This window comes from Candidatus Nanosynbacter featherlites, from assembly GCF_005697565.1.
GTDB lineage: Bacteria > Patescibacteriota > Saccharimonadia > Saccharimonadales > Saccharimonadaceae > Nanosynbacter > Nanosynbacter featherlites.
In genome coordinates, this window is the sequence record NZ_CP040004.1 from 407,394 (window position 1) to 430,295 (window position 22,902).

Consider the following 22,902-nt stretch of genomic DNA (forward strand, 5'->3'; position numbering starts at 1 on the left):
TTACACTGCAATCGGTGCCTTAATGGGCGGATGATGCTCATAACCTTCCAGGCGAATATCATCAATGGTGAAATCATCGATGATCTTGATGTCTGGATTCAGCCACAGCTTTGGCAGCGGCAGCGGACGGCGCGACAATTGCTCGTCAACCTGCGCGTGGTGATTATTATAAATATGCGCACTATTTAGGGTATGGACGAATTCACCTGGCTGTTTATCTGTCACTTGAGCGATCATCGACAGTAGCAGCGCGTAGCTGGCGATATTAAACGGCACGCCGAGGAACATGTCCGCCGAACGCTGGGTCAGTGCCAAGTCTAGTTTATCTTTCTCGCCATTTTCACCCGGGCGAACATTGAATTGGAACATGGTGTGGCACGGCGGCAGTCCGCCCGACTGCACGATGTCGTCTATTTCCGCCACGTTCCAGGCGCTGACGATGTTGCGCCGCGACGTCGGATTATTTTGTATCATGTCGATGGCGTTTTGGATTTGGTCAATCGTTCCGCCCTTGCCGTCCGGCCACTTTCGCCACTGCACGCCGTAGACTGGCCCCAAATTACCCCACTCTTTAGCAAACACGTGATCCGTCGCGATTTTACCGATAAATTCTTTCATACCGACGCGCCACTCGTCGCCATTGATCTCCGGAATATCCTGACCAGTTTTCTCCAAATAATTCTTGTATGGCCACTCATCCCAAATGTGCACGCCGTTTTGCGCCAGATATTCAATGTTACCAGTGCCTTTGAGAAACCACAGCAGCTCATGTGCCACGCTGTTGAAATATAATTTCTTGGTAGTCATTGCCGGAAAACCATCCGCCAAATCATACCGTGTTTGCACGCCAAACACCTCCGTCGTGCCCGTACCGGTGCGGTCGCCCTTCCCCATGCCGCTGTCGCGAACGTGCCGTAACGTGTCTAGATATTGCCTCATATCTCCTACTCCCTTTAGTTACACTAGTATACCAAATACTCATTAGCTCTTGAAAGCTACGGAGGTGATTAGCAAATATATAAAATACTAATTATTCATAATAATTTGGTTGCGCTCGGCTACCCGTTCACGTTCAGCCCGAAGAATCTCCTGCGATTCTGAGCTATTGAGGTCTCGAACATTAATATAGACACCGTCGCGAAGGTTGTATCCGGAGGTCACCAAAACACCCGATTTACCCAATTGCGAATCCGCATAATTCACTGATTCCGTTTGAGAAGTATAATCAATTAGGTTAAATGGGCTCGTTTCAAGCAATGCTGTGCCACGGTTGTCTTTCCAGGTGGCAAATACACCAATCTTCTGGATAGGATGCTCGATTTTGTTTCCTTGTTCGTCGAACAGTGGTCCGCAAATTGGTCCAAAGAAAATATTTTCTATATCTGGCAAAATCTTTTTCAAAACATGATCAGCCGGTAATGGCATGACTACACCCAGTCGCTTGTCAAATTCTTGAGACAATGAGTACCGAACCGTTTCTGAATGACCTTCAAAGTCATTAACTTTACGGCGTGGATCAAGGTGTTTCAGTTCTGGTGGCGAAAATAGCAGTCTGGAATTTTTGGAAAGATTGGAAGTGTTGGAGATAATGTGAGCGCTCTTTTCAAATAGATCTGGTCGCCCCATAACACTAAACGGCGAAGCATACTGCTGTACTCGAGAAGGGTCTCCGGGTACTTTTTCCAGATCAAAACCAGCTTGCACAAGGTTTTGTATGGTATCAAACGCACACGCCGTGCGTAGCTCTCCGTCCTCACCTTGGATTTGGTTTGGCATCAACAATTGATGCCCCAGTCCTTTGCCCAACTCTGGACCCAATCCATGACCTACTTCATGCGCAACAATACTACTAGGAGCACGGTTGTAATTAGCAGTAAACCACGGGAAATATGACCCATCTGCGTCGTCAGGCTTCTGATAGGCCCGGCCACCATAGGTCTTCTCTTCTGTATCACCACCGTTGATCATCACAGCAGTAATAGCACGATCGCCCAGTATTTCTTTATACTTTTCATGATACGATCGAGCAATCTCCTCTATTAATTTATCAGAAAAAACCCCATCAGGAAGATCAGGAGGAGTCTCATCTATCCAATGAGGTGTTTTCGTAAATGCATAAGCTCCAGCAGTCGTGTCAGTTATCCACCCCGTTTGCTGCTGAATCTCCTTTACGATATCACTAGTAATTCTGTGGTTACTGTGGCCCTCAGGTTGTAAAATCACCGCGCCAAGAGCGATATCATATGGCGGTAATGAACTAGCAGCCTCCTGTGGCTTGGGTTGAGAAGGTTTCCCTCCATATCGAGCCCCAAGCTGGTATCCTGCGCTTCCTACTAATCCAGCACCGGCACCAACCGCCGCAGAAAGTCCCAAAAAACGACGGCGAGACATCGTAACCCGCTCTAATAACGGTTGCTGCTCTGACTCCGAACCACACTGGAAAGCAGCTGAAGTATGACCTTCGTGACGTTCACACATAACTGATTACTATTTTACACCATAAATGCATTTTTGTCAATACCAGCAAAAGCGGTATCGATGTCACTCAGGCTACTTTTCAAAGACTATTTGTTCAGTTCTATCAGCTTTTCGACGGTCTTGTCGGTGATCATGCGGTTTGCAATGTCACGGTGAACATTTGGGTCACTGAAGCGTTCAGCTATTTTTGGATCTTTGCCATACTGCTGTTTCATGGCCTCAATTTGCGTGGATAGTTCTTCGTGAGAAACTTCTACGCCCAGCTCTTTGGACAACTCTGCCAGCACCAAACCAGCCTTGACACGCTTTTCGGCAGCAGGACGGGCTTCTTTGGCTCGCCAATCATCCTTGTCCTTAAACTTTTGTGTCTGTAGGTAGCTGTCCAGTGTCAATCCACGGTACATCAAGTTCTGCATCAAATCTTGCTCAATTGACCGAATCTGATCGTCAATCAACAGCTCAGGCAATGCCACCTTAGAAGCTTCCGCCAATTCTCCCACCAAATCATCTTTCAACTTCTCGTCAGCTTCACGCTCTTTCTGATTGGTGATTTCACGTTTGATATCAGCCTTAAACTCGTCTATTGAAGTAAACGGACCACATTTGGCAGCAAATTCATCGTTCACTTCAGGCAATGACAATTCATTGACCTTGTGCAAGGTCACCGTAAAGACGACGTCGGCACCAGCCAACTCCTTGGCGTGGTAATCTTTCGGGAACGTCAATTTCAGATCAAATGTTTCGCCAGCCTTGTGACCAACCACACCCTCTTCAAAGCCAGGGATAAATTGGCCAGAGCCAAGTTTCAGTGCAAAGTCTTTTGCTGCGCCGCCATCAAACGGCACATCATCTTTTTTGCCAGTAAAGTCGATGACCGCTTCATCGCCCTCTTTGGCAGCGCGCTTAACTTCTGTTTTCTCAGTAAAGTTTTCACGCATCCGAGTGATGATTTCTTCTACTTCGTTGTCCTCAACTTTGACGGCTTGCCGCTTGGCCTTCAATTTCTTGTAATTGCCCAATTTTACCGGTGGAATGATTTCTACTTCTGCAGTAAACTCCAATTCCTGACCTGGCACAAACTTCTTCACATCAACAGCTGGACGGTCCAAAGCTTGGATTTTTTCTGCCATGAAAGCTTCAGCCACCGCCTTGCTCAGGGCGTTGTCCAACGTCTGCTCTTGCAACGCTGCTGGATTAACGTGTTTTGCAGCAACACTGACAGGAACTTTGCCCTTGCGGAAGCCTGGCACTTTCAAGTCACTCGCCATTTTAGTGAGAGCTACTTGTTCAGCAGCCGACAATTCTTCGCTGCCAAGTGAAATGGTCAATTCTACTTTAGTATCTGATAGTTTCTTTACAGTCGTCTTCATATCTGTTGATTATAACAGATATGGGGCTAAGCCTCAAATAACGCGTCTTCGTCGCCGTCATATCGGTGATCAGTCACCACGCTAATCATGCGAGTGAAATTGACTTTTTGTTCAGTTGATTCAACCAAGTTTTTCACGGTGTACGTTTCTGATTCTAATTCTTCTGACCCGACGAACACCGCAAACGGCACTTGCTTTTTCAGGGCAGCTTTTAGCTGCTTGTCAATCTTGCGACCCGTGATGTCGAGTTCAGCAAACACCCCCTCGGATCGCAATTTCCTGGCAAGTGCATCTGCACCACTCATGACCTCTGGGCTGATCGGGATGATATACACATCGGTGTGCGTGGCCAGCTCTGGTAGTAAACCGTGGACTTCCAAAAACACCTGCATGGTCGTTGCACCCATACCGACACCAACTGTCGCCATTGGCTCAACGCCAAACAATCCGACAAGCCCATCGTACCGACCACCGCCAAACATAGCGCGATTGTTTTCTGGCGCATTGTCAAAGAACTCAAAAACCGTGCCAGTATAGTAGTCCAACCCTCTCATCAATGTCACGTCAAACACCGCATTGGTCACGCCTTTTTGTCGCAACAGATCCATGACGGTGCGTATCTGCTGGACGCTTGGGCTATCGCTCAGCTCAGCTGGTAAATCATCAACACTCTTCATACTGATCATCTGAGCCAGTTTCGGCAATCCCTCACGCGAGCCCTCAGCACCAAAAATTTCAATGGCTTGCTGCTTGAAGGTCTCCGGCGGAATCTTATTTTTCTTATCGAGCAACTTTGTCATCATATTTGCACCGATGACATCCAGCCCCAAAAATTGACCAAGGAGTTGATTGACCAATTGGCGGTTATTTACTCGCACTGTAAACATGTCGGGGCGCGCGCCAAAGTTCAGCACTGAGCGGTAACTCATCTCGATGATTTCGGCATCGGCCATGGGGCCGTCCACACCAAACAGGTCGGCGTTTAGCTGCCAAAACTCACGCTCTCGCCCGCGTTGTGGGCGTTCGTAGCGCATGAAATTTGCGATCGAATACAGGCGGGCTGGCACCGCAAACTCGTGCCGCCTAGCCGCCACCATGCGGGAAATTGACGGCGTCATCTCTGGGCGAATAGTCACCTTGCGTCCACCACGATCTTCAAAAGCGTAGGTTTGCTCACCTGCCAATTCTTGACCTGACTTTGCCAGATAGATATCCATGGGCTCCAGTAACGGAGCGCCGTATTCTTCGTAACCAAAACTTTCGACGGTTTTGCGCCAAACGTTAAAAATATAATTTTGCAGACGTTTTTCCTCTGGGAAATAGTCTCGCGAACCTTTGTAACTTTGTGTTGATAAACTGCTCATGTTAGTTCCATTATGTCATTATTTCTTATATATATCAATCAAAAACGCCGAGGCAGAACTCGGCGCGGACAATCAAAAAATCAGAGCTCTACCTCGGCAACACATGTGAATGATGGAATTTGAATGAAATCATAGGTTAATTATAGGGTATTATAGACTGTTTGTAAACACGTTTGTTGACAAGCACGCGAATAATTGATATATATATATATCAGCTTTTGCACATGCAGAGGCTGGCGTCTCGCCTGGAGCCACCAGGCTGGAGACACCCCACTTCGCGGAGGATAGCCTTTCTCCGCCCGACTCCAAGAGGAGTTATCATGGTCAACCCGCAGACTAGCCCTGACTTCGGTAACGGAGAGATCGGGGGTGACAACAGCTGGACGCCGCCGGTCTACGGTGCCACGGGAGACGGGAGACCGGTCACGGTCTCCTTCGGACAGGGCGGTCGTACCGGTCACACCCTGATCGCCGATGGTCACGTCAGCGGTAGTGAGTTCTACCACCGCGACGCAGACGCCGACGAGAAGGGGCACGACCACTACGGCCCGCACGGCGAGTCCTTCGGGGACTACGGCAAGTACAGCGGCTGACCACACAACCGTCCTGAGCAAGACATAAAACTACTCACTTATCCTGATATAATTTTATTTAATAGAGGGGTATACGCCATGAGAGATAAATTATTAGCTCTAACCGATTTTCTAGTAAAGAAAAAAGATGCTGAAGGTCTGAGACTGTTGCGAGAAGTTACGTTTGATTTGTTTTGTTCTGAGTTTGAAGTTGAGAATCTTAGTTTGATTGAATTAAATGATTACATTAGCGATGCGCTAACTGAGATGAATAGAGGAACAAGTTCAGAAGAGATCTTGGCGCTACCGATACGCAAGCTTATTGATGATTTCTAGATTTTTGCCCTACTTCTCTCTGTACACCGTCCCACCGCAAATCACATAAAATAACCCTATGACGGACTCTCACTCCTCCGGTACATAAACCAGGCCGTATTCATTAGCGGAAGCCGTCGCCCAACTACTCATACTTTCATCATAATGATATTCAAATACTTGCTTATTCTTTATTTCAGCCCCTCCCCAGCTAGCATAAATGCTTCGCGGAGAGTATTTCTCTGCCCGACTCCAAAGGGAGCTCGACATGAAACAACTCGGCTGGTTCGACAGTTCGGGGACGTTCCACACAGTCAACTCCACGAGCGACCCCGCGGTTCCCGCGGGAGGATACTACTACAACCAGCACGGCTCAGACGGCCACGCAACAGCCGTTTACAACCCCGATGGAACGCTTGCTGACGTAGCAGCGAACCGAGACTGGGTTGACGTGCCGCGTCAGGATCAGGACTAGTCCTTAGGCTAGCCCTCTCGCAGACCTAAGCATGTCTGCCTTTGCCATTGGCATAAATCAAAAACTGCTCTATCCTTTAATTATGAGATTTACTGATAAAATAGCTGCTGCCATTCGCACTAACGATTTTTCTACCTACCAGCGCGAACGTTACCCTGATATCCAAGAGGGTGAGATTGTTCGATTTGTTGATGAGGATTTTTCTGGCGTTGATTTTGGCCAGTTTGTCATGGGATTTTTCGTATTTGAGAATTGTAATCTGGACGGCGCAAAGCATATTTATGGGCAGCCAATTTATTTTACTAATTCATCGGTTCGGAATGTGGATTTTTGCGGCATGAAAGCTATTATTGAAGCCAAGGATTGCGACTTTCGCGGCATGAAATACGACAAGGAAACGCAATTTGTTTATGGTAGCGGCGAATTGGCGGCGCGATCGCGCTTCGTAAATTGTCAGTTCGATGAAGAGGTGTGTGAATTTTTGGTGCAACAAGGTGTAGAAATTAGCTAGACTTTATTATTCCCAACACATTTTGCTGCAGCCAGCAATACATCGCTACAGTCGCTGCCGCGCCGACATTGATGGAGCGGGTTGAGCCGAATTGTTCGATGGCGATGATTTTGTCTGCCGCTTGCGCCATCTCCTCGGAGATTCCCGGTCCTTCTTGACCAAACACGAGCACCGCGCGACGCGGCAAGGACGTCTCCGCCATATTGACACTGCCTGGGATATTATCAATCGCGATAATTGCTCTCCCTTCAGCCCGCATCAGCTCTACAAACTCGGCTGTCGAACTAACATACTGCACGTGCAGATATTTATCCGTCATCATGGCGCCGCGCTTGTTCCATTGCCGCCGACCGATGACGTACACTTGCCGCACGCCAAACGCATTGGCGCTCCTGACGATCGTCCCCATATTGAAGTCCCGCTCGGTGTTCTCCAGAGCAATCACCAAGCCATGGTCCTCGGCATCCAGCTCCTTTACGATCTCCGCCTCACTCCGGCCTTTGAACTTATCAATCACATTTCGTGTGTCCTGCATCTCTGTCATTGTAGCAAAATCATCACACAAAAGACAAAGTCCCGTATATCTATTGACTTTTTAGCATAAGTGTGATATAATGAAGATCAGCTTTCGTTGATGAGTTGAGTAAATCCTTGTCCGAAAGTGAACTTTGACAGGCAATCGAATACAAGATGAGGTTTTATTTCTTTTAAGCCACTGTAAGAGAGATAAAATCTCATCTTGTATTGTAAAGAACAGTACTTCACTGCACACTCGCAGAGATGAGGATCGAAGACGAGGAGAGTATCATGTCATCAGATGACATTGCCCGCGAAGTTATCACCCTGGATGAAACGTGGCATAAAGTTGTCAATCTAGTATGCAAGGAGGGGTATGCTTCAATGTTCCAAGTTAGGCGGTTCATCCATCTCATTAGAAGCTTCACTGCGTGCATAGAAGATTTGGAGACATATGTCGAGAATCATCTCTCCACAGGTGATATCACTGACGACGTCGATGACGTTGTGATGGCGTTTGAAGCGGTCGATCGCTTCATCCAAAGGCATATCGCCCTATCCAAAGAGGATCTGTCACTATATAGATCTCTGAAGAGCGAGATGGAAGACCACCTCCTTCACCTCCTCTATCTAGGAGAGGAGGTGAAACTCGATGATGGGCTACTGCTCGTCATCTGCATCCCCACCCCCCTAAGCTCTAGTCCGCATGACAGGCAATTGTTCTCTTACGATTGCCTGTCATGTAGACCCTGAATCTTACATTACTTTAACAAAAATCACCCAACTCCAGGGTGATTTTCTTGTATTTAGCGTAATCACCAGAGCCTGGCGTAGAATAATATGCTATGATAAACATAACCGTTATGCGTAAAGTTAGCTATGTCAAAAAATTCTGGTTCTACCCTATCATTAGTGCTTTTCTGTCCTTTAGTTATTTGGTGTACATGGACGGATTTGTCTCTGTCAAAGATCTTGTCCAAGAAAAAACTGGACAAACCTCTTGGCAGCGGCCCAAGCAGTGGAAGCGAATCAATAATTTGAGTTATGAAACAGATGATTACGTCTATGCAGGCTTTGGTGATAAAAAGCTCAAAGACAATAAGTCAGAATCATTAGTGTATCTGTCACAAAGTCGTGAGCCTGTCGCCCCAGCCAACGCCTCAACCCAAATATACAACAGGTTGCGAAGGTCGCTGATGACAGAACAGCACATCAGAAAAACGCTTGAGCAGACACTGAAGAACAGCACCACCATTGAATGCACCACAGACCCCTCTTCTACTCAAGTCATAGATCACAAAGAATACGGCAATACAGTAGGAATCGCCTATATAACGGTCAGCTGCGAGGTCGGCAGAGCGAAGTTCGTCACTAAAGCTCGCCTGACTGTTGGCAAGAATGATGGACTGGCGCGGTTTATCGCCATCAGCACAGATGGTAACGTCTGGGAAAAGAACGCTCAAGCCTTTGAAGCCATGTTAAATAACGTCTCAGAAGTTGGCGATGAGAGATATGTATAAATTGGTTTGTGGCAGGAATTTTGAAATCTTGTCTTAATACCTAACCCCAGCCGGCAACGTCGCTGGTACCGCTGGTGACGCATCCTCAATTGACGCGCATGGGTATGAGCAGTAGTCAACTAACGGATGATTTGGTTATCACCTCGCTCCGGCCCTTGAATTTGTCAATCACATTTCGTGTGTCCTGCATCTCTGTTATTGTAGCAAACGCCAGGAAAAGAGACAAAAATCTTATCATCACGAGGAATGCAGCTCACACTCAAGCTTCCACACTATCTCACAACAAACGAAACTTCAATTACATCGCCGATGGTGATCTGCTCTTTCTGACGGACTTTCGCGGGCAGCGCCAGGAACTGCGAACCATCACCCATCGGCAATAGTGACGTCTGCCATGATGAGCCGCCAACCGTGGCTTCTACTGCCACCAAACCTCTCACCGCGAGCGGCTTGAGCTCGTCAGTGAATTCTTGAGGCGCAGCAACATAATACCAGCCACCAGCCTGCGGAAATAAGCACACCTCGGCTGTAAATGTATATGGTTTTGCCATGGCTATTTTGCCTGCTCCACTATGTCAACTGTCACACCAGCAGGGTCAGTCACCATAAAATGAGTCTGTCCCCATTCTTCGGTGGTCAGCGGATGGTATATCTCAGCCGAGGTTTTTTGCACACGCTCGTATTCACTCTTTGCATCATCGACTTCAAAGCTATAAACAATACCCTTACCGTCAAACTCAGCATGTAATTGAGCAGGCTGATTGTCGAGGTCTGGCTTCATAAAAGCTAACTCTACACCGCTCGGTTTGTGCAGCAGCTGTATATACCAGTCTGCCTCAAACACCACACTAAAACCAAATGTGTCTACATAGAATTCCTTACATTCATTCAATTTGGCCGTGATGGTAATTGGATACATTGCTTTCATGTTATCTCCTTATTATAGATTTCCCACTTAAACTATACCTTGGTGAAAGTTTAATGTATTGTAAAAATCAGACATCAAATGTTCCTGCGTAATTTTTCGGTGTATAGCCAGTAATTCTCCGAAATGAGCGGATAAAGTGCGATTGGTCAGTATATACCGTGAGATAATGCTGGTTAAATGATTGTTGTAGTCGAACAACTTTAAGAAAATCGTGCGGAGAAAAACCTATCATTTGCTTAAAAATACGCTGAAGCTGCCGAGGCGATAGATTTACTACATTTGCCATATCCGCTACGGTATGTATAGTATCTAACTGATCAAGAATCATCATAATATATTTGTTTGGTGCTATCACATTTTCAGCAGTTAGATTCTTGGTAAATTGCACCAGCACCTTTTGTTGGGCGAAAGATGGCCGCCCACATAGACGGTCATAAACTTCAGCTATCGGCTGAGTTCCAATCTGTGATACATCAATGTGACCGCCCACAACATTTGCTATATCATCCCGCCACACACCCGGCAACAGCCGTATACCGACATAACGGAATGATTTACCGAGATTTAATGTAGTCGATGTGGTATATGGCGTCATAATCGTCGCCATCCGACGAGATGATAAATCAAACACGATATCCACACAAGCATCGGGCAGCACATGGTAATGAAAATCGCTCGGTAGCAACGTATCAGTCTGTAGCCACCAAAAACAATGCACTAATTTCGCTAAAGTGTCTGGCGGTGCTGTCTCGGCATATCGTACCGAATGCACCGCTCTTTTTATCCCATTCTGGGTGGGTATATACATAGTCGTATTATACCCAAAGTAAACCATAAGCTCTAGGCAAAAAACCGCCCAAATGAGCGGTAATTTTCGTAACTCTGCTACCTTGGTACGGATGAGAGGACTTGAACCTCCACGTTCTTGCGAACACTAGCACCTGAAGCTAGCGCGTCTACCAATTCCGCCACATCCGCGCATGGTTTGGATTGCACAGCTAATTATACGACACCAATGGCTGATACGCAAGAGATTTGAGTCTATGACTTCGTGCGACACCACACGTTGAGCTCGTCAGCCAGTTCTTTGGCCGGGACTTCTTTTTTGATATCAGGCATCAAGATGTTGGCTGGGTCGAAAATGTGTTTTATCTGAGAATAAATGGCTGTTTCGTCTGGTGAGACGGTTGCTTGCATCAAACCAGCTTTCAGGCGACCATCGCCGTAGCGACCAGCGACATTGCCGCGGCTTTCGGCGACTAACTTGGCAATTTCTGGAATTAATTTTAATAGTACTCGACGCTCGCTCACTTTGTGCAGGTTGAAGACTGGTAACAAATCAACATAGCCATTGACCGCGTCCACAACAACTGGCAGCGCCAGCTTGGTCTCAGCTTCCACTTTGCGTAGTTCGCTCAGAAAGCCGTCCAATCGCTCCAACGGCAGCCATAGTCCTGAAAATACCGCTGGACAGGTTGCACGTTCTTCAGTTGAGTGCAATATGAATGACAATGGAGTATAGAGTGAAGCGACTTCTTGGGTTTGGATATCGTGGATGGCTAAGCCAACTGGATGAATATTCTCTAGCTTGCGAGCTAATTTTTTGGCGGCGCGCCCGCGAGCCCTGTCAGAGAACTCGCTCATGGTGATGATGACTGCTGCGCCTTTGAACGCTTCACGTGGCGCCCAGGAGAATTTCTTGCCTTCACTAGCAGCCCGTGCCATGATTCGCCCGTCGATGATGTCAACTTTGGAAACTTTGTGCTTCAGGGCTTCGTCAACTGCCGCTTGCGCCTCAGACATATCGCCAAATGTTGCCGTGATGACCGTTGCGTCGTTGCTGCTGTATTCTGCTTTCATGATCACTTCACTGATGATACCCAACGCGCCTTGAGAGCCCACAAACAATGGCGTCAGGTCAAACGAACCATCTTCGCCTTTGACTTTGGTGATTCCCCAAAATCCGGCTGTGCTTTTTTCACGGCGTTTGATGGCGTCGATGATTTGTTGATTGTCCTCCAGCAAGTTATCCACTTGACGATAAATCTCGCCCTCTAGCGTTGATAGACCTTTTTTCTTTGCTAATTCGCGCTTGTTGATGCGCCCAGTCTGAATGACATCACCATTTGCTAAAACAATTTCCATCTGGGAGATGGCGTCAGTGAACAAGGTCGTTATGCCGACAGATGACGCCACCGCGCCAGAAGCGATTGCCCCGCCGATGGTTCCGTCTTGACTGACAACTGAAACTTCCGGCAATGCCAAGCTCTTATGCATAGACAACAGTTCGCGTACTGCGCTGTACTTCATGCCAGCTTGCATGTGGACCAATTGCTGTTTTGGGTCGATGCCTTTGGCGTGACACATATATGCCTGCATATCCAAAGATACACCGCCGCCAGTGGCAGCGCCATTGCTGTCGGTGCCTGCTCCGCGCACAACCACGGAAAGGATGTGGCCTTTGTCAGCTAACTGCGAACAAAATCGCATGATTTTACGGATGTCATTGACATTTGATGGTCGAGCGATCATCTCTGGGCGACGTGCCAGGACACTACCGTCTGATTGCGCTGCATCCAATAGCAAATCATTGACCAAAACCTCTCCAGTCAAATGTCCATTTAGATACGTTGCAACCTTATTCATATTCCCCTTTCCTATCGTACGTTTATTTTAGCACAACCAAAAACGAAAATGAATATCATTTGGGTGGTAATTTGGTCGCGCATATGCTACAATCACCACATGCGGCAGTGGCGGAATTGGTAGACGCGCTAGCCTTAGGAGCTAACAGACTCGCTTGCCTGTTCTTGTATTTTATAGGGGGTAATATAGCCTCTTTTAGACTCCTTTATCGTCTATAAGGATGTTTTTTGCTTGATCGTTGTCGTTATGTTTATTGTAAATTTTATCGGTTACAGCGAGAAGTGCATTTGATTTTTCTGTTTCGGTTGAGTGAGTATAGATTTGCAAGGTTGTTGTTATTGAAGAATGCTCAAGGATAACTTGTGCGTCTTTTGCCGAGACGTTAGCTTCTTTGAGCATTGTAGCAACGCTGTGGCGAATCTCATGAAGCGTTATCTCTTTTAATCCCACTTTTCGAGCAGCATCTTTAAATGTTTTGATAAAGCTTCTACCGTCTATCGGGTTGTCTTTTTTAGTAAGGTAGAGAAGTTCGTCGCCATCTGGATAGAGCCATCGTTCATATTCTGCTTGCAGCTCCTGTTTTATACTCAGCAGAAGTGGCAGATCGCGAGCACTTGTCCTTGTTTTGAGTGAGCCGATTTTTGACTCATGTCCTACGAGATAAACTTGCTGCCTGATATGTATAGTTTTTCGGTAAAGTCAATGTCTTTCCAGTGCAAGCCAAACGCTTCACCGCGTCGTAATTCATAATGACACATGATAAGGAATAAACCGTAGTATGGATGGTCTGTTATAGAGTAAAATGCCTTAAAAATGCTATAATATCTCCAGTATAGGCAACACGTTTAAGGAGGAAAGATTATGGATTATAAAGAAATAAAGCTTAATGTTTCAAATGATAAAATTAAAGAATATAAGCAATTTGAGGGCTTAAAAATATATTCTGATATTTTTAAATCTGAAGATGAAAAGGTATTGATCAACAAAAGAATATATATTACAAAAAAACAGAATTATGTTTATTACGAAAGAACGGATGTAAATTGGAATTATTGGTCAAGCGAAAGAAATTATAATTCAACATTTAATCCGGAGAATGATAGTAAACACAACATTATATTTGAAGTTTCATCAGAATTAAGCGATTTTATTAAATATTTAGGAGAAGAAATAATTCGGAAGATTGAATTGAAACAGCACAATGGAGAAATTGTTGAGATATTAGATATTTGATTGTGTTATGAAGAATAAAGCATTGACTGAAAATATAATATCTACTCAAGCACGTAAAATTCCTAATCTTAGTAATATCAATTAAATAAAAATAGTATAAAAACAGTAAATCAAAAAAGGTTTACTGTTTTTTCTTTGCTTAAAAATAGAAAGAGAGGAAAAGAAAAAATGAAAAGTCGCTTTTTCAAGCGACAATTTCGAAAAAATTCAGATTTTGGTGCGGATGAAAGGACTTGAACCTTCACGCCGTGAGGCATATGCTCCTAAGGCATACGTGTCTACCAATTCCACCACATCCGCATATTTGATATTGTGAAATATTTCTGTAAGTAAGTATATCAGCAGATAAAATAAATTACCACATTTTTTAGCATTATTTAACAGGAATCTTTTTTGCTAAGTCTGATAATAACTCAATTAATTGCGAACTCATAATAGGAGCTTCCTCTTTGCTTTTAAATAATTTTTTTGATTTTTTGACTTGATTATTTTCTTCATTATTGAATATTCGGTATGCAACTGTTTTGATAATTTCATTTCTTAGTTCTACATCACCTTCAATACTTAGCAGATAAGGCTTTAGTGCTTTAAGTTGATGAGCTGTTCGTTGATTAGCTCGCTGTGCTTTGCGATGTTCGCTTGATTGAGTGGCCGTGTATCCTGCTATACCCCCAGCAAATAGCATAACAAATGCTCGAGCTATTAAGAATTGCCATGAAGCATCCTTAGTGTGAATAATTTCATAAACTACCCAACAAGAAAATCCTAACATGATAAGCAATAAAATCGTTGTTATTACACTCCACACATAAGCAGCTATTTTATCTTCCTTAGCACTACTAGAATAATCGTGGATTAGTGTTTTATCTCCAGCCATATTCAATAATTCATCTATTCTAGCAAGACTATCTTCTGCCTTCGCCTCAGTAGCGTTTAGCTTTTTATCTATGTCATCCGTAATGCGATCGGCTTCATCACTCTTTTTGCTAAATGTTTCTTCAATTGTACGTTTCTGATCTTCGATGAATTTATTAACCGCCTCATTACGTATATTTTCAGATTTTGTAAATGATAGTTGCTGCTCGGTAGATATGCTATTTGATGAATCTTTTATGTCTTTTAAATCTTTGTTAAGTTCATCTATTTTTACACCAAGTGCTTCAAACTCGTTTTTAGCTTCAGTAACTTTTTCGTCAATGGTCTTTTCTGCGGCAGTTCCTTTAACAGATATATTATTAATCTCTTTTGTTGTTACGCGCTTATATTGACCGACTGACCTATTCAATCCCGCAATAGCCTTGCGAGTTTCCTTTATGTCCATAGTGGGCGTTAATGAAGGAATGTACGACAATATATTATCGATATATCCATTCATGTAAGAAATACCTAGATACATATCATCGCGAGTGTTTTGCCAGTTATCAAAACACGAACTTGCATTTGAAAGGTGACTGCTGATATTGTCAAGATTTGATATTGATAATAGACGACTATCTGTATTATCAAGTCTATCCACTAAAAGCTCAATGACCAATTTTGCCCGATTGATAGCATCGATTGCTTCAAGAGACATACTGTCAGAGTCTATCTCATTAAACCTGGCTAATAATTTCTTGGCTGCAGTGTATGTGGCACTATTCTGTATACGATCTTCCCATTTACTCATGAAGCATTATTCCTTTTTACTTAGTTGATTCGCCACTCCTTATTAAAAACTTTAAACACCATTATATCACCCTTGTTTTTAAAATTGACCACCTCTAAGAGTAGAGAACTTTACTTATTCAATTTTGCTAATTAAACTCCGCCCTAGACTCCAGAATTGACTCCTTGCGGCCCCGTACAATAACAAACAAAAACAACGAGTTAGAACTCTTATATCATTTTGCCTTTATTGCCCATTACTTGCCCGCTGTAGGCCTCTTGTCGGCAGTGTGCGTAGTTCCCTCCGCTAAGTGAAAAGGAAACTTAATTATCTAGCCTTAGGAGCTAGTGCCTTCGGGCGTGAAGGTTCAAGTCCTTTCTGCCGCACCAGAATTGGTATTCAAAAATATCGCCTATAATGGCGATATTTTTCTTATTACAAAGCGATTTATACAGACTGATCTCAACAATAAAAATTCTTATTGACTATATCAAAACGCATATGCTACAATCGCGCCAAGATAGAAAATAATACAAGACATCTACTTTTAGGTAGTCGAGGAGGGTTTATATCACTATGAGCAAAGCAAATAATTATTTCCAGCGGCAACGCATCGGCCTGGCGGTTGTCGGTGGTATCATGACGCTGATGGTAGCGTTTAGCTTGACACCGACGTTTGCGGGTGTTGTTGCAACCATCACCAACAGCGTAAACACCGCATCAACTGGTACATTAGTGATGGAAGAAAAGAACCAGGATGGATCAGTTACCTGTACTACTACAGGTAGTGGTAGTGCGACTTGTGCAACCATCAACAAATATGGCGGCCAAGCACTCGTTCCAGGCGGCAGCACTGACACCACGGTGAAAATCACTAACAAGGGTAGTATCGCTGCCAGCGCCTTTACTGTCAAGGGTGGCACCTGTACAACTGAGAACGCACCAGGCGCATCAGTCTCTGGTACTGGTAATTTGTGTAGCAAAATGACTGTTACCGTCCGTGCTAACGGCACACAAGTATGGACTGGTACTGCAGAAGCTTTCCAGCAAGCAGCAGCACAAGACATCAAGACAGTCGTTGGTCACCCAATTGCACCGAACGAGACCGTCACACTGATCATCACCGCTGCACTCCCAGCAAACACTGACGCCAGCTTCCAGGGTCGCCAAATCTCACAGCCAATCACCTGGCAATTCAGCGCCTAGCATCTCATAAATAGCCGTAAAATCTGATACACTAAAGGGTAATGAAATTTAGTAAGACCAGCATTTGGGTAGTCGCAGCACTGAGCCTACTGAGTTTGGGCTCAGTGCTCGTACTACACCTGGCTGGTTTTCGCTTTTTTACCATCGCAACACCAAGCATGGGCGAAACCGCTCCAGTCGGAACACTAGTCGTCACTAAGCCGCAGCAATCTTACAACAAAGATGACATCATCACATTTTATCGTAGCGGCAGCGTCTACACTCACCGCCTAACTAAGATCAATGACGACCACAGCTACACCACTAAAGGTGACCTCAATGCCGTAGAAGATTCTCTGCCGGTGGCTAACCGAGATGTGATTGGCAAGGCGGTGGTGATTGCGCCTGTGTGGGGCTGGGTCTGGCGGGCCGCGCCGATTTTACTAATTGGCTGGATCATCGTCTATTTGCTTTCGTGCATCAAACGGCTACGCGAGCGCTGGCGTTGGCCAGTTCGCATCATTGGCGGGACATTGGTGGTTATTTTGGCGACGCTGATCCTCAACCCATGGCTTCGTGCTGACATGCTCAGCATCGCTACACACCAGAAAAATGACGTGCGACTTCACATTGTCAACACGGGCATTTTCCCCATTCGTGATGATGACAGCAACCGTGTTCACACTGGTCAGACTGCCATCGTTCGCGCCACCGAAACTGACGCGCAGGGGCATTATATTTACGTGCCACGACCGTCCCTTGGGCCAACGGGCGTGGTGTTTGCGCTGTTGTGGTGTCTGTTGCCGCTCTTCATAGCGCTATTGGTAAAATTGCCGCCACCAGAAGAAGAAATTACTGGTCTACAACTCGTTCATGAGCGACATCGTAACATGGCGTTACTTGCCATTATTATTCTATTTGAAGTGGTACTATTGACCGTACAATTGTCTTCCCTGGCAGGATTTACCGCGACCATACAAAATAGCACCAACCACGTTCAAGCTCGCGCCTACTTTAAGTGCTCCGAAGCCACCTGGAGCCGTTCACAGATCCGTCCAAATCCTCAGCCGTATTTTGCTTGGGCGCTCAATAGCGACTATGCCGCCAACCCTGTTGTGAGCGATCTCTCCGGCAATGGCAACAACGGCAAACCTTCGCCGAGCGATGGATCACCCAGCCGTGCCAGCGTATCAAACACCGGTTGTGTGCGTGACGACCGCCGTATTTCAGTGTTCAACGGAGTGAATGCCTGCTTGACTCACGGAACGTCAGCAGACCAAAAGGTCAACCCAGCCCCAAACACCTTCAGCCTGGAAGTCTGGTTTAGTACTACCAGGAAAAGTAATGGACGGCTGATGGGTTTTAGCTCACTGTATGAAGGTGATTATAACGGTGGCGGACAAAGTGATCGCCATATTTACATTGATAAAGATGGGCGCGTTGTGTTCGGTGTTTACAGTGGCAGCATCAGGCTCGTCACTTCACAAGCTGGCGTAAACTATGCTGATGGTCGCTGGCATCACGTCGTTGCTACTATGTCGCCAAATGGCGCGGCACTATATCTTGACGGTGCTAAAGTAGATACCAATCCATCCATGACTGCCGGCGAAAATGTACCTAATGGTGGCTATTGGAAAGTTGGCTGCGGCAAATTGACGTATTGGAAAAACGCTGACGGCAGTGACTACCAGGGTCCTAAATATTTTACCGGCAGCATGCAGTACAGCTCAGTCTATACAACCGCCCTCACCGAACAACAGGCTCGTGACCACTACTTGGCAGGTGCGTCATAATAGTGTATAATATATAAGTATGGGAAATTAGCTCAGTTGGCTAGAGCGCACGATTCACATTCGTGAGGTCACAGGTTCGAGCCCTGTATTTCCCACCATTGTTACCTATTATGCCTGAAGTAATTGACGAAAAGATTATACCCTCTTCCCTGACAGTCGAAAGAGGTGGGTTCCGTAAGAGACCTGTTCCAGTGGAGTTTGAGGTGCGCCACAGAGAGGCTGCCAAGCCCACGCTTCCTGAGCAATCTCCCGTAATCCTTGGCATCATCGGACAAGTAGCTATTAGTCCTGACTCCGTGCGCTATACCATGGACGTACGAAAAGAAGGGGTTCATAAAGATCTACGTTTGGCACAAAACAGCGTTGAGCGAATCGTCGGGAGCAAAAAATCCGTCACTGGAAGCAAAGAGAAGACAATTGTTGACATCATAACCAGAGGAGTGAGCGCCCAGTCGATTGACTCGGTTGTTCGTGCATGGTACGACAAAGATCATCTTAATACACGCAGTGTAGAAGCGCAAATTGTCCCAGAAGTCTTAGCTATCGGCTGCTATGCACTGCGGGATGTTATGCGTACGGTACGAATAACTGGACAATTACCAAATGAAGTGCCGCTCACTAATGACGATATTCTTTCGTTAGAAGCAGCAAAACGCCCTGCTATCTACGTGGAGGGGGCACCTGCTTACAGCTTCAATAAGATCGTTGAACGGGCCTACCTCTAGACTAACTATATACCATGCATGAGTATTGACTTTTTCTAATCATTGTAGTATTATATTTTGAGTGTTTAGAAAAGTTACGGTAAATGTGGGCGTATTTGACGTGCCTCTTCACGAGTCATCTACAGTACCCATTGGCTTGGCGATCCCTGGTGCTCGTGAACCAGACGGCATAGATTTAGTTCTCAGTTCGGATGGAATGCACGAAGATTTGTACGCTGCATATTTACGCCATCTGACACCAAAACAGCGATTAGCGATGCCCGACGAAAAGCAGCATCACAGCGCCGAGCTGGGACTTGGTGTGTTTGATGAGAATATTGACAGGCTACCGAGCATTATTCCTTTCAAGCAAACCACTGAAAAAACCATGGCAGTTGCTGAACCAGCACGACGATTGGCGCTGTGCGCCTTGCATGTCGTCTTGTATGAGCGATATGATCTCGGCCCATTTAGAAACACCATGGGCACCGTGCAGCTATCCAGGCGCGCCATTGCCCGAGCGGCCAAAGAAATAGCACTATAATTTAACCATTCAAGGAATACATGCAAGAAACATTATCATTCACTTCAACCATCTTAGAGCCAGACAAAGTTAAGCGCGAAAATCCTCGCCCTGCTGGGTTTGCGATATTTTCTCAAACATTAGAGAAAACAACAGCTCACTTGGTAGTTACTCCAAGCGGCAATCATCAGTCAAGCTATGAAAAATTCTTATCATTACATCCACCTTTAAAGACAGAGCGGAAGTCATGGAATCCTGACAAAACACCGTTCTTACCAGATGAACCGTTTCTTGCTGTAGGCCTTGCCTATCCACCGCTTCACCCTATCCCCGCTGTTTATGGAGCAGACCTCACAGAATTTGGTAGGCTACCGCGTGGACTGCGCGTGAGCAAGACACAACTAGACTTGGCTGCTTGTGGTCTCTTTGTGGTGATGAATGGTATAACAGAGGAAATGAACGGACCGGAGCTGCCAGAAATTAAACTGCAAGAAAGACCAGATGGCATCACGCGTACCGTTACATTTACTCCTGAACAATTGGACGAAGCACAGACATACGTGTTATAATAACCCTAAAGGAAGGTCTGCTACTAACATCAGACCATATTTTTATGAAGGACGCTAGCAAGATTCGAAATATTGCCATTATTGCCCACGTCGATCACGGCAAGACGACCATGGTTGATGGGCTACTCAAACAGTCGCGCACATTTCGTGACAACCAGGCCGAGATGAGCCAAGAACTGATCATGGATTCGGGTGATCAGGAGCACGAACGCGGTATCACCATCACCGCCAAACAGACTTCAATTTTTTACGGTGATTATAAAATCAACATCATCGACACGCCGGGGCACGCCGATTTCTCGGGCGAGGTCGAGCGGACGCTGCAGATGGCGGATGGTGTGCTGCTGATCGTCGATGCCCAGGAAGGGCCGATGCCGCAGACGAAGTTTGTATTGAGCAAGGCACTAGAACTGGGCTTGAAGCCAGTGGTGGTGATTAATAAAATTGATAAACCGGCGCGGCGAATTGCCGAGGTTGAAGACGAGCTGAGCGATCTATTTTTGGAGCTAGCGACCGATGATAGTCAGCTGCATTATCCGATTTATTACGCCGTTGGGCGCGATGGCAAGGCGTGGCGGGAGATCCCTGCTGACCCGAGTGAAGACGCCGATCTCACACCAATTTTTGAAGCAATTATCAACGATATCCCAGCGCCGAGCGTCACGGCTGACGGCGGATTTCAGATGCTGGTGACCAGCCTGCAGTACGATACCTTCCAGGGCAAATACGCCATCGGGCGGATCGCTCGCGGGTCGGTCAAGCGCGGCCTGGCGGTTAGCTTGCTGAAGCACGGCGAGGTGTCAGGCTCAGCGCGAATCGAGAAAGTTTTTGGTTACCGCGGGCTGAACCGCGAAGAGCTTGACGAGGCGTTTGCTGGCGACATTGTGGCGCTGGTTGGCGTGAGTGAAGCGCACATTGGCGATACGATTGCTGATAAAGAACAGCCTGAAGCCCTGCCAGCAATTGCTATCGAAGCGCCGACGTTGAGCATGTATCTCGGCCCAAACACCAGCCCGATGAAAGGACGCGAGGGCGAGTTTACCACCTCGCGGCAAATTGGCGACCGGTTGCGACGAGAATTGGAAACCAACGTGGCGCTGCGCGTTGAAGAAAACGGTATCGGCTTTACGGTGTCTGGCCGCGGCGAGCTGCACCTGAGCGTTCTGATCGAGACCATGCGGCGCGAAGGCTTTGAGTTCGAAGTCGGCCGCCCGCAAGTGGTGACCATCACCGATGACGGCGTCGAAAAAGAGCCAATTGAAGAACTGCAAATCGAGATTAGCAGCGAATTCATCGGCGCGATCAGTCAGGAGCTCGGTGCGCGCCATGCTGAAATGAAATCGCAAGAGACCACCGCCAGCGGCGCTACCCGCATCACTTATGTGCTGCCAACGCGAGCCCTCATTGGTCTACGCAACGTACTCTTAACCGCCACCAAAGGTACGGTGATCATGAATTCCCTGCCACATGGCTATCAACCGCTGGGCGGCAAATTGCCAAAGACCCGCGGCGGCGTACTCATCGCCTTTGAAGCTGGCACGACAACGCCGTATGCGCTGCAGGCGGCTGAGGCACGCGGCGAACTCTTGGTCGGGCCGGGCACGGAAGTGTACGCCGGGATGATTGTCGGTATTTATAACCGCCAAGAAGACATTGAAATTAACGTCTGTAAGGCTAAGCACCTGACCAACATGCGCTCCAAATCGTCCGACGGTACAGTGCAGCTGACGCCATTTACGCAGTTTAGCCTGGAGCAATGCATCGACTTTATCGAGGACGACGAGCTGCTGGAGGTGACGCCAAAGTCCTTGCGCCTACGCAAACGCTACCTTGATGCCAATGAGCGAAAGCGTGCGGCCAAGAAGTAGTCTCCTGCTCTTGACGACATAGCACATATGAAAATCGCCCCGAGCTGAGGGCGATTTTTCATGAATGGAGTGAACCGAGGTTAGTCCACCAACGTTTCTTTGACGCGCTTTGAAACCACAAAGTATAGTGACAGTAGTCCAGCAACGATGAAATAGATAAATATTCCACCGATGATGCCAACAATTCGTTCTGCATCAGAATCTTTGCGCATTGAGGCAATGACAATCTGAAGCAAGGTAAAATACGTCGCAGACGTCATGTATGCGGCAATGGCCAGATAGCGGCCAACTTTTTTCTGTAGGCTAATCAACACGACAGTGGTAAAGGATAGAATAGCAATGATTGGCGCAAAGATGATCGACACAGCGCCTTCAGGACTGCTCAATCTTAGCACGGCACCGAAGAACATCAGTGTATAGATGATACCACCAAAGCCCATTAGCACTGTCAAAAATGCCAACCAACCTTTGACACCCTTCAGGGAGTTTGCCATCACAACATACTGCACGGGACCAGCTGACGGCTGTGCAAAATATTGTTGATTGGTGTTTTCTTGCGTGGTTTGCTCAGAAACATGAGCTTCTGTAACTTTGGGAGTTTCTGTTGTTTTTTCCTGCGATGTTGTTGCCATAATGATTTACATTCTCCTTATGAAAATATCTACTCTAGATTATACCATCGCAACC

24 protein-coding genes and 3 tRNA genes are annotated in these 22,902 nt (G+C 46.4%); 13 read left to right on the plus strand and 14 right to left on the minus strand.

Going from position 1 to position 22,902, the window contains the following annotated elements; all coding sequences use genetic code 11:
• The 4 genes from FBF37_RS02130 to hisS form a co-directional block, all read right to left on the minus strand.
• Positions 1-939, minus strand: a complete 939-nt coding sequence (locus FBF37_RS02130; protein ID WP_138079031.1) for a thymidylate synthase — start codon at positions 937-939, stop codon at positions 1-3.
• Between the two features lie 87 nt (positions 940-1,026).
• Complete coding sequence (locus tag FBF37_RS02135; RefSeq protein WP_138079035.1) at positions 1,027-2,478, minus strand: twin-arginine translocation signal domain-containing protein; 1,452 nt, start codon at positions 2,476-2,478, stop codon at positions 1,027-1,029.
• An 86-nt stretch (positions 2,479-2,564) separates the two neighbouring features.
• Entirely contained in the window at positions 2,565-3,848 is a 1,284-nt protein-coding gene (gene tig, locus FBF37_RS02140) for a trigger factor (RefSeq protein WP_138079037.1), read from the minus strand.
• A gap of 26 nt (positions 3,849-3,874) precedes the next feature.
• Positions 3,875-5,212 carry a histidine--tRNA ligase gene (gene hisS / locus FBF37_RS02145; protein WP_138079039.1) on the minus strand — a complete coding sequence of 446 codons (1,338 nt, stop codon included), beginning with the start codon at positions 5,210-5,212 and terminating at the stop codon, positions 3,875-3,877.
• A gap of 320 nt (positions 5,213-5,532) precedes the next feature.
• Here hisS and FBF37_RS02150 point away from each other — a divergent pair, with 320 nt between their 5' ends.
• The 3 genes from FBF37_RS02150 to FBF37_RS02160 all read left to right on the plus strand — a co-directional run bounded on the left by FBF37_RS02150 (position 5,533) and on the right by FBF37_RS02160 (position 7,085).
• The gene (locus FBF37_RS02150; protein WP_138079041.1) at positions 5,533-5,805 is read left to right on the plus strand and encodes a hypothetical protein; all 273 of its coding nucleotides are present in this window, start codon (positions 5,533-5,535) and stop codon (positions 5,803-5,805) included.
• Between the two features lie 78 nt (positions 5,806-5,883).
• Positions 5,884-6,120: a hypothetical protein gene (locus FBF37_RS02155; RefSeq protein WP_138079042.1), complete on the plus strand. Its 237-nt coding sequence runs from the start codon at positions 5,884-5,886 to the stop codon at positions 6,118-6,120.
• A 536-nt stretch (positions 6,121-6,656) separates the two neighbouring features.
• Complete coding sequence (locus FBF37_RS02160; RefSeq protein WP_138079047.1) at positions 6,657-7,085, plus strand: hypothetical protein; 429 nt, start codon at positions 6,657-6,659, stop codon at positions 7,083-7,085.
• Here the strand turns inward: FBF37_RS02160 and FBF37_RS02165 are convergent.
• Positions 7,078-7,620, minus strand: a complete 543-nt coding sequence (locus FBF37_RS02165) for a TrmH family RNA methyltransferase (protein ID WP_236861219.1) — start codon at positions 7,618-7,620, stop codon at positions 7,078-7,080. The genes FBF37_RS02160 and FBF37_RS02165 overlap by 8 nt on opposite strands.
• A gap of 245 nt (positions 7,621-7,865) precedes the next feature.
• Between FBF37_RS02165 and FBF37_RS02170 the strand changes: the two genes are divergently transcribed.
• Both FBF37_RS02170 and FBF37_RS02175 read left to right on the plus strand, forming a co-directional pair.
• Positions 7,866-8,354 (plus strand): hypothetical protein, encoded by a 489-nt coding sequence (locus FBF37_RS02170; RefSeq protein WP_138079053.1) that lies wholly within the window; start codon positions 7,866-7,868, stop codon positions 8,352-8,354.
• Between the two features lie 110 nt (positions 8,355-8,464).
• Entirely contained in the window at positions 8,465-9,121 is a 657-nt protein-coding gene (locus FBF37_RS02175; RefSeq protein ID WP_138079055.1) for a hypothetical protein, read from the plus strand.
• Between the two features lie 272 nt (positions 9,122-9,393).
• On the opposite strand, the gene FBF37_RS02180 is transcribed toward FBF37_RS02175, so the two are convergent.
• The 6 genes from FBF37_RS02180 to FBF37_RS02205 all read right to left on the minus strand — a co-directional run bounded on the left by FBF37_RS02180 (position 9,394) and on the right by FBF37_RS02205 (position 13,379).
• Complete coding sequence (locus tag FBF37_RS02180) at positions 9,394-9,672, minus strand: DUF1905 domain-containing protein (protein ID WP_138079057.1); 279 nt, start codon at positions 9,670-9,672, stop codon at positions 9,394-9,396.
• A 2-nt stretch (positions 9,673-9,674) separates the two neighbouring features.
• Positions 9,675-10,049, minus strand: coding sequence for a VOC family protein (locus FBF37_RS02185; RefSeq protein WP_138079060.1), 375 nt, complete (start codon positions 10,047-10,049; stop codon positions 9,675-9,677).
• Between the two features lie 67 nt (positions 10,050-10,116).
• On the minus strand, positions 10,117-10,857 hold the full coding sequence (locus tag FBF37_RS02190) for a helix-turn-helix domain-containing protein (RefSeq protein WP_138079062.1): 741 nt from the start codon (positions 10,855-10,857) through the stop codon (positions 10,117-10,119).
• Between the two features lie 83 nt (positions 10,858-10,940).
• Positions 10,941-11,027, minus strand: a tRNA-Leu gene (locus FBF37_RS02195).
• A gap of 63 nt (positions 11,028-11,090) precedes the next feature.
• On the minus strand, positions 11,091-12,695 hold the full coding sequence (locus FBF37_RS02200) for an FAD-binding oxidoreductase (protein ID WP_138079064.1): 1,605 nt from the start codon (positions 12,693-12,695) through the stop codon (positions 11,091-11,093).
• A 195-nt stretch (positions 12,696-12,890) separates the two neighbouring features.
• A complete protein-coding gene (locus FBF37_RS02205; protein ID WP_138079066.1) occupies positions 12,891-13,379 on the minus strand; it encodes a tyrosine-type recombinase/integrase in 489 nt (162 codons plus the stop codon).
• Positions 13,380-13,556: 177 nt separating this feature from the next.
• Between FBF37_RS02205 and FBF37_RS02210 the strand changes: the two genes are divergently transcribed.
• Positions 13,557-13,928, plus strand: a complete 372-nt coding sequence (locus FBF37_RS02210) for an EXLDI protein (RefSeq protein WP_138079068.1) — start codon at positions 13,557-13,559, stop codon at positions 13,926-13,928.
• Between the two features lie 215 nt (positions 13,929-14,143).
• On the opposite strand, the gene FBF37_RS02215 is transcribed toward FBF37_RS02210, so the two are convergent.
• Together FBF37_RS02215 and FBF37_RS02220 are read right to left on the minus strand one after the other, a co-directional pair.
• Positions 14,144-14,228, minus strand: a tRNA-Leu gene (locus FBF37_RS02215).
• Between the two features lie 73 nt (positions 14,229-14,301).
• Positions 14,302-15,594 carry a coiled-coil domain-containing protein gene (locus FBF37_RS02220; protein WP_138079070.1) on the minus strand — a complete coding sequence of 431 codons (1,293 nt, stop codon included), beginning with the start codon at positions 15,592-15,594 and terminating at the stop codon, positions 14,302-14,304.
• Between the two features lie 555 nt (positions 15,595-16,149).
• On the opposite strand from FBF37_RS02220, the gene FBF37_RS02225 reads away from it, so the two are divergent.
• From FBF37_RS02225 to typA, 7 genes are all read left to right on the plus strand, one after another.
• Positions 16,150-16,779 carry a hypothetical protein gene (locus FBF37_RS02225; protein ID WP_138079072.1) on the plus strand — a complete coding sequence of 210 codons (630 nt, stop codon included), beginning with the start codon at positions 16,150-16,152 and terminating at the stop codon, positions 16,777-16,779.
• 41 nt (positions 16,780-16,820) lie between these two features.
• Positions 16,821-18,551, plus strand: a complete 1,731-nt coding sequence (locus FBF37_RS02230; protein WP_138079074.1) for a LamG-like jellyroll fold domain-containing protein — start codon at positions 16,821-16,823, stop codon at positions 18,549-18,551.
• A 21-nt stretch (positions 18,552-18,572) separates the two neighbouring features.
• Positions 18,573-18,649 (plus strand) — tRNA-Val (locus tag FBF37_RS02235).
• Between the two features lie 12 nt (positions 18,650-18,661).
• Positions 18,662-19,276: a hypothetical protein gene (locus FBF37_RS02240; RefSeq protein ID WP_138079076.1), complete on the plus strand. Its 615-nt coding sequence runs from the start codon at positions 18,662-18,664 to the stop codon at positions 19,274-19,276.
• A gap of 61 nt (positions 19,277-19,337) precedes the next feature.
• Complete coding sequence (locus tag FBF37_RS02245) at positions 19,338-19,799, plus strand: hypothetical protein (RefSeq protein ID WP_138079078.1); 462 nt, start codon at positions 19,338-19,340, stop codon at positions 19,797-19,799.
• Between the two features lie 20 nt (positions 19,800-19,819).
• Entirely contained in the window at positions 19,820-20,347 is a 528-nt protein-coding gene (locus tag FBF37_RS02250; RefSeq protein WP_138079080.1) for a hypothetical protein, read from the plus strand.
• A 44-nt stretch (positions 20,348-20,391) separates the two neighbouring features.
• Positions 20,392-22,215, plus strand: a complete 1,824-nt coding sequence (gene typA, locus FBF37_RS02255) for a translational GTPase TypA (protein ID WP_138079082.1) — start codon at positions 20,392-20,394, stop codon at positions 22,213-22,215.
• Positions 22,216-22,295: 80 nt separating this feature from the next.
• Here the strand turns inward: typA and FBF37_RS02260 are convergent, their stop codons facing one another.
• On the minus strand, positions 22,296-22,847 hold the full coding sequence (locus FBF37_RS02260) for a hypothetical protein (protein WP_138079084.1): 552 nt from the start codon (positions 22,845-22,847) through the stop codon (positions 22,296-22,298).
• Positions 22,848-22,902 lie beyond the last annotated feature (55 nt).

What these genes read in the sequence shown, in the direction of transcription:
- FBF37_RS02130 (WP_138079031.1), bottom strand. Translation starts at nt 939, where the DNA reads ATGAGGCAATATCTAGACACGTTACGGCACGTTCGCGACAGCGGCATG.
- FBF37_RS02135 (WP_138079035.1), bottom strand. Translation starts at nt 2,478, where the DNA reads ATGTGTGAACGTCACGAAGGTCATACTTCAGCTGCTTTCCAGTGTGGT.
- tig (WP_138079037.1), bottom strand. Translation starts at nt 3,848, where the DNA reads ATGAAGACGACTGTAAAGAAACTATCAGATACTAAAGTAGAATTGACC.
- hisS (WP_138079039.1), bottom strand. Translation starts at nt 5,212, where the DNA reads ATGAGCAGTTTATCAACACAAAGTTACAAAGGTTCGCGAGACTATTTC.
- FBF37_RS02150 (WP_138079041.1), top strand. Translation starts at nt 5,533, where the DNA reads ATGGTCAACCCGCAGACTAGCCCTGACTTCGGTAACGGAGAGATCGGG.
- FBF37_RS02155 (WP_138079042.1), top strand. Translation starts at nt 5,884, where the DNA reads ATGAGAGATAAATTATTAGCTCTAACCGATTTTCTAGTAAAGAAAAAA.
- FBF37_RS02160 (WP_138079047.1), top strand. Translation starts at nt 6,657, where the DNA reads ATGAGATTTACTGATAAAATAGCTGCTGCCATTCGCACTAACGATTTT.
- FBF37_RS02165 (WP_236861219.1), bottom strand. Translation starts at nt 7,620, where the DNA reads ATGCAGGACACACGAAATGTGATTGATAAGTTCAAAGGCCGGAGTGAG.
- FBF37_RS02170 (WP_138079053.1), top strand. Translation starts at nt 7,866, where the DNA reads ATGAGGATCGAAGACGAGGAGAGTATCATGTCATCAGATGACATTGCC.
- FBF37_RS02175 (WP_138079055.1), top strand. Translation starts at nt 8,465, where the DNA reads ATGCGTAAAGTTAGCTATGTCAAAAAATTCTGGTTCTACCCTATCATT.
- FBF37_RS02180 (WP_138079057.1), bottom strand. Translation starts at nt 9,672, where the DNA reads ATGGCAAAACCATATACATTTACAGCCGAGGTGTGCTTATTTCCGCAG.
- FBF37_RS02185 (WP_138079060.1), bottom strand. Translation starts at nt 10,049, where the DNA reads ATGAAAGCAATGTATCCAATTACCATCACGGCCAAATTGAATGAATGT.
- FBF37_RS02190 (WP_138079062.1), bottom strand. Translation starts at nt 10,857, where the DNA reads ATGTATATACCCACCCAGAATGGGATAAAAAGAGCGGTGCATTCGGTA.
- FBF37_RS02200 (WP_138079064.1), bottom strand. Translation starts at nt 12,695, where the DNA reads ATGAATAAGGTTGCAACGTATCTAAATGGACATTTGACTGGAGAGGTT.
- FBF37_RS02210 (WP_138079068.1), top strand. Translation starts at nt 13,557, where the DNA reads ATGGATTATAAAGAAATAAAGCTTAATGTTTCAAATGATAAAATTAAA.
- FBF37_RS02220 (WP_138079070.1), bottom strand. Translation starts at nt 15,594, where the DNA reads ATGAGTAAATGGGAAGATCGTATACAGAATAGTGCCACATACACTGCA.
- FBF37_RS02225 (WP_138079072.1), top strand. Translation starts at nt 16,150, where the DNA reads ATGAGCAAAGCAAATAATTATTTCCAGCGGCAACGCATCGGCCTGGCG.
- FBF37_RS02230 (WP_138079074.1), top strand. Translation starts at nt 16,821, where the DNA reads ATGAAATTTAGTAAGACCAGCATTTGGGTAGTCGCAGCACTGAGCCTA.
- FBF37_RS02240 (WP_138079076.1), top strand. Translation starts at nt 18,662, where the DNA reads ATGCCTGAAGTAATTGACGAAAAGATTATACCCTCTTCCCTGACAGTC.
- FBF37_RS02250 (WP_138079080.1), top strand. Translation starts at nt 19,820, where the DNA reads ATGCAAGAAACATTATCATTCACTTCAACCATCTTAGAGCCAGACAAA.
- typA (WP_138079082.1), top strand. Translation starts at nt 20,392, where the DNA reads ATGAAGGACGCTAGCAAGATTCGAAATATTGCCATTATTGCCCACGTC.
- FBF37_RS02260 (WP_138079084.1), bottom strand. Translation starts at nt 22,847, where the DNA reads ATGGCAACAACATCGCAGGAAAAAACAACAGAAACTCCCAAAGTTACA.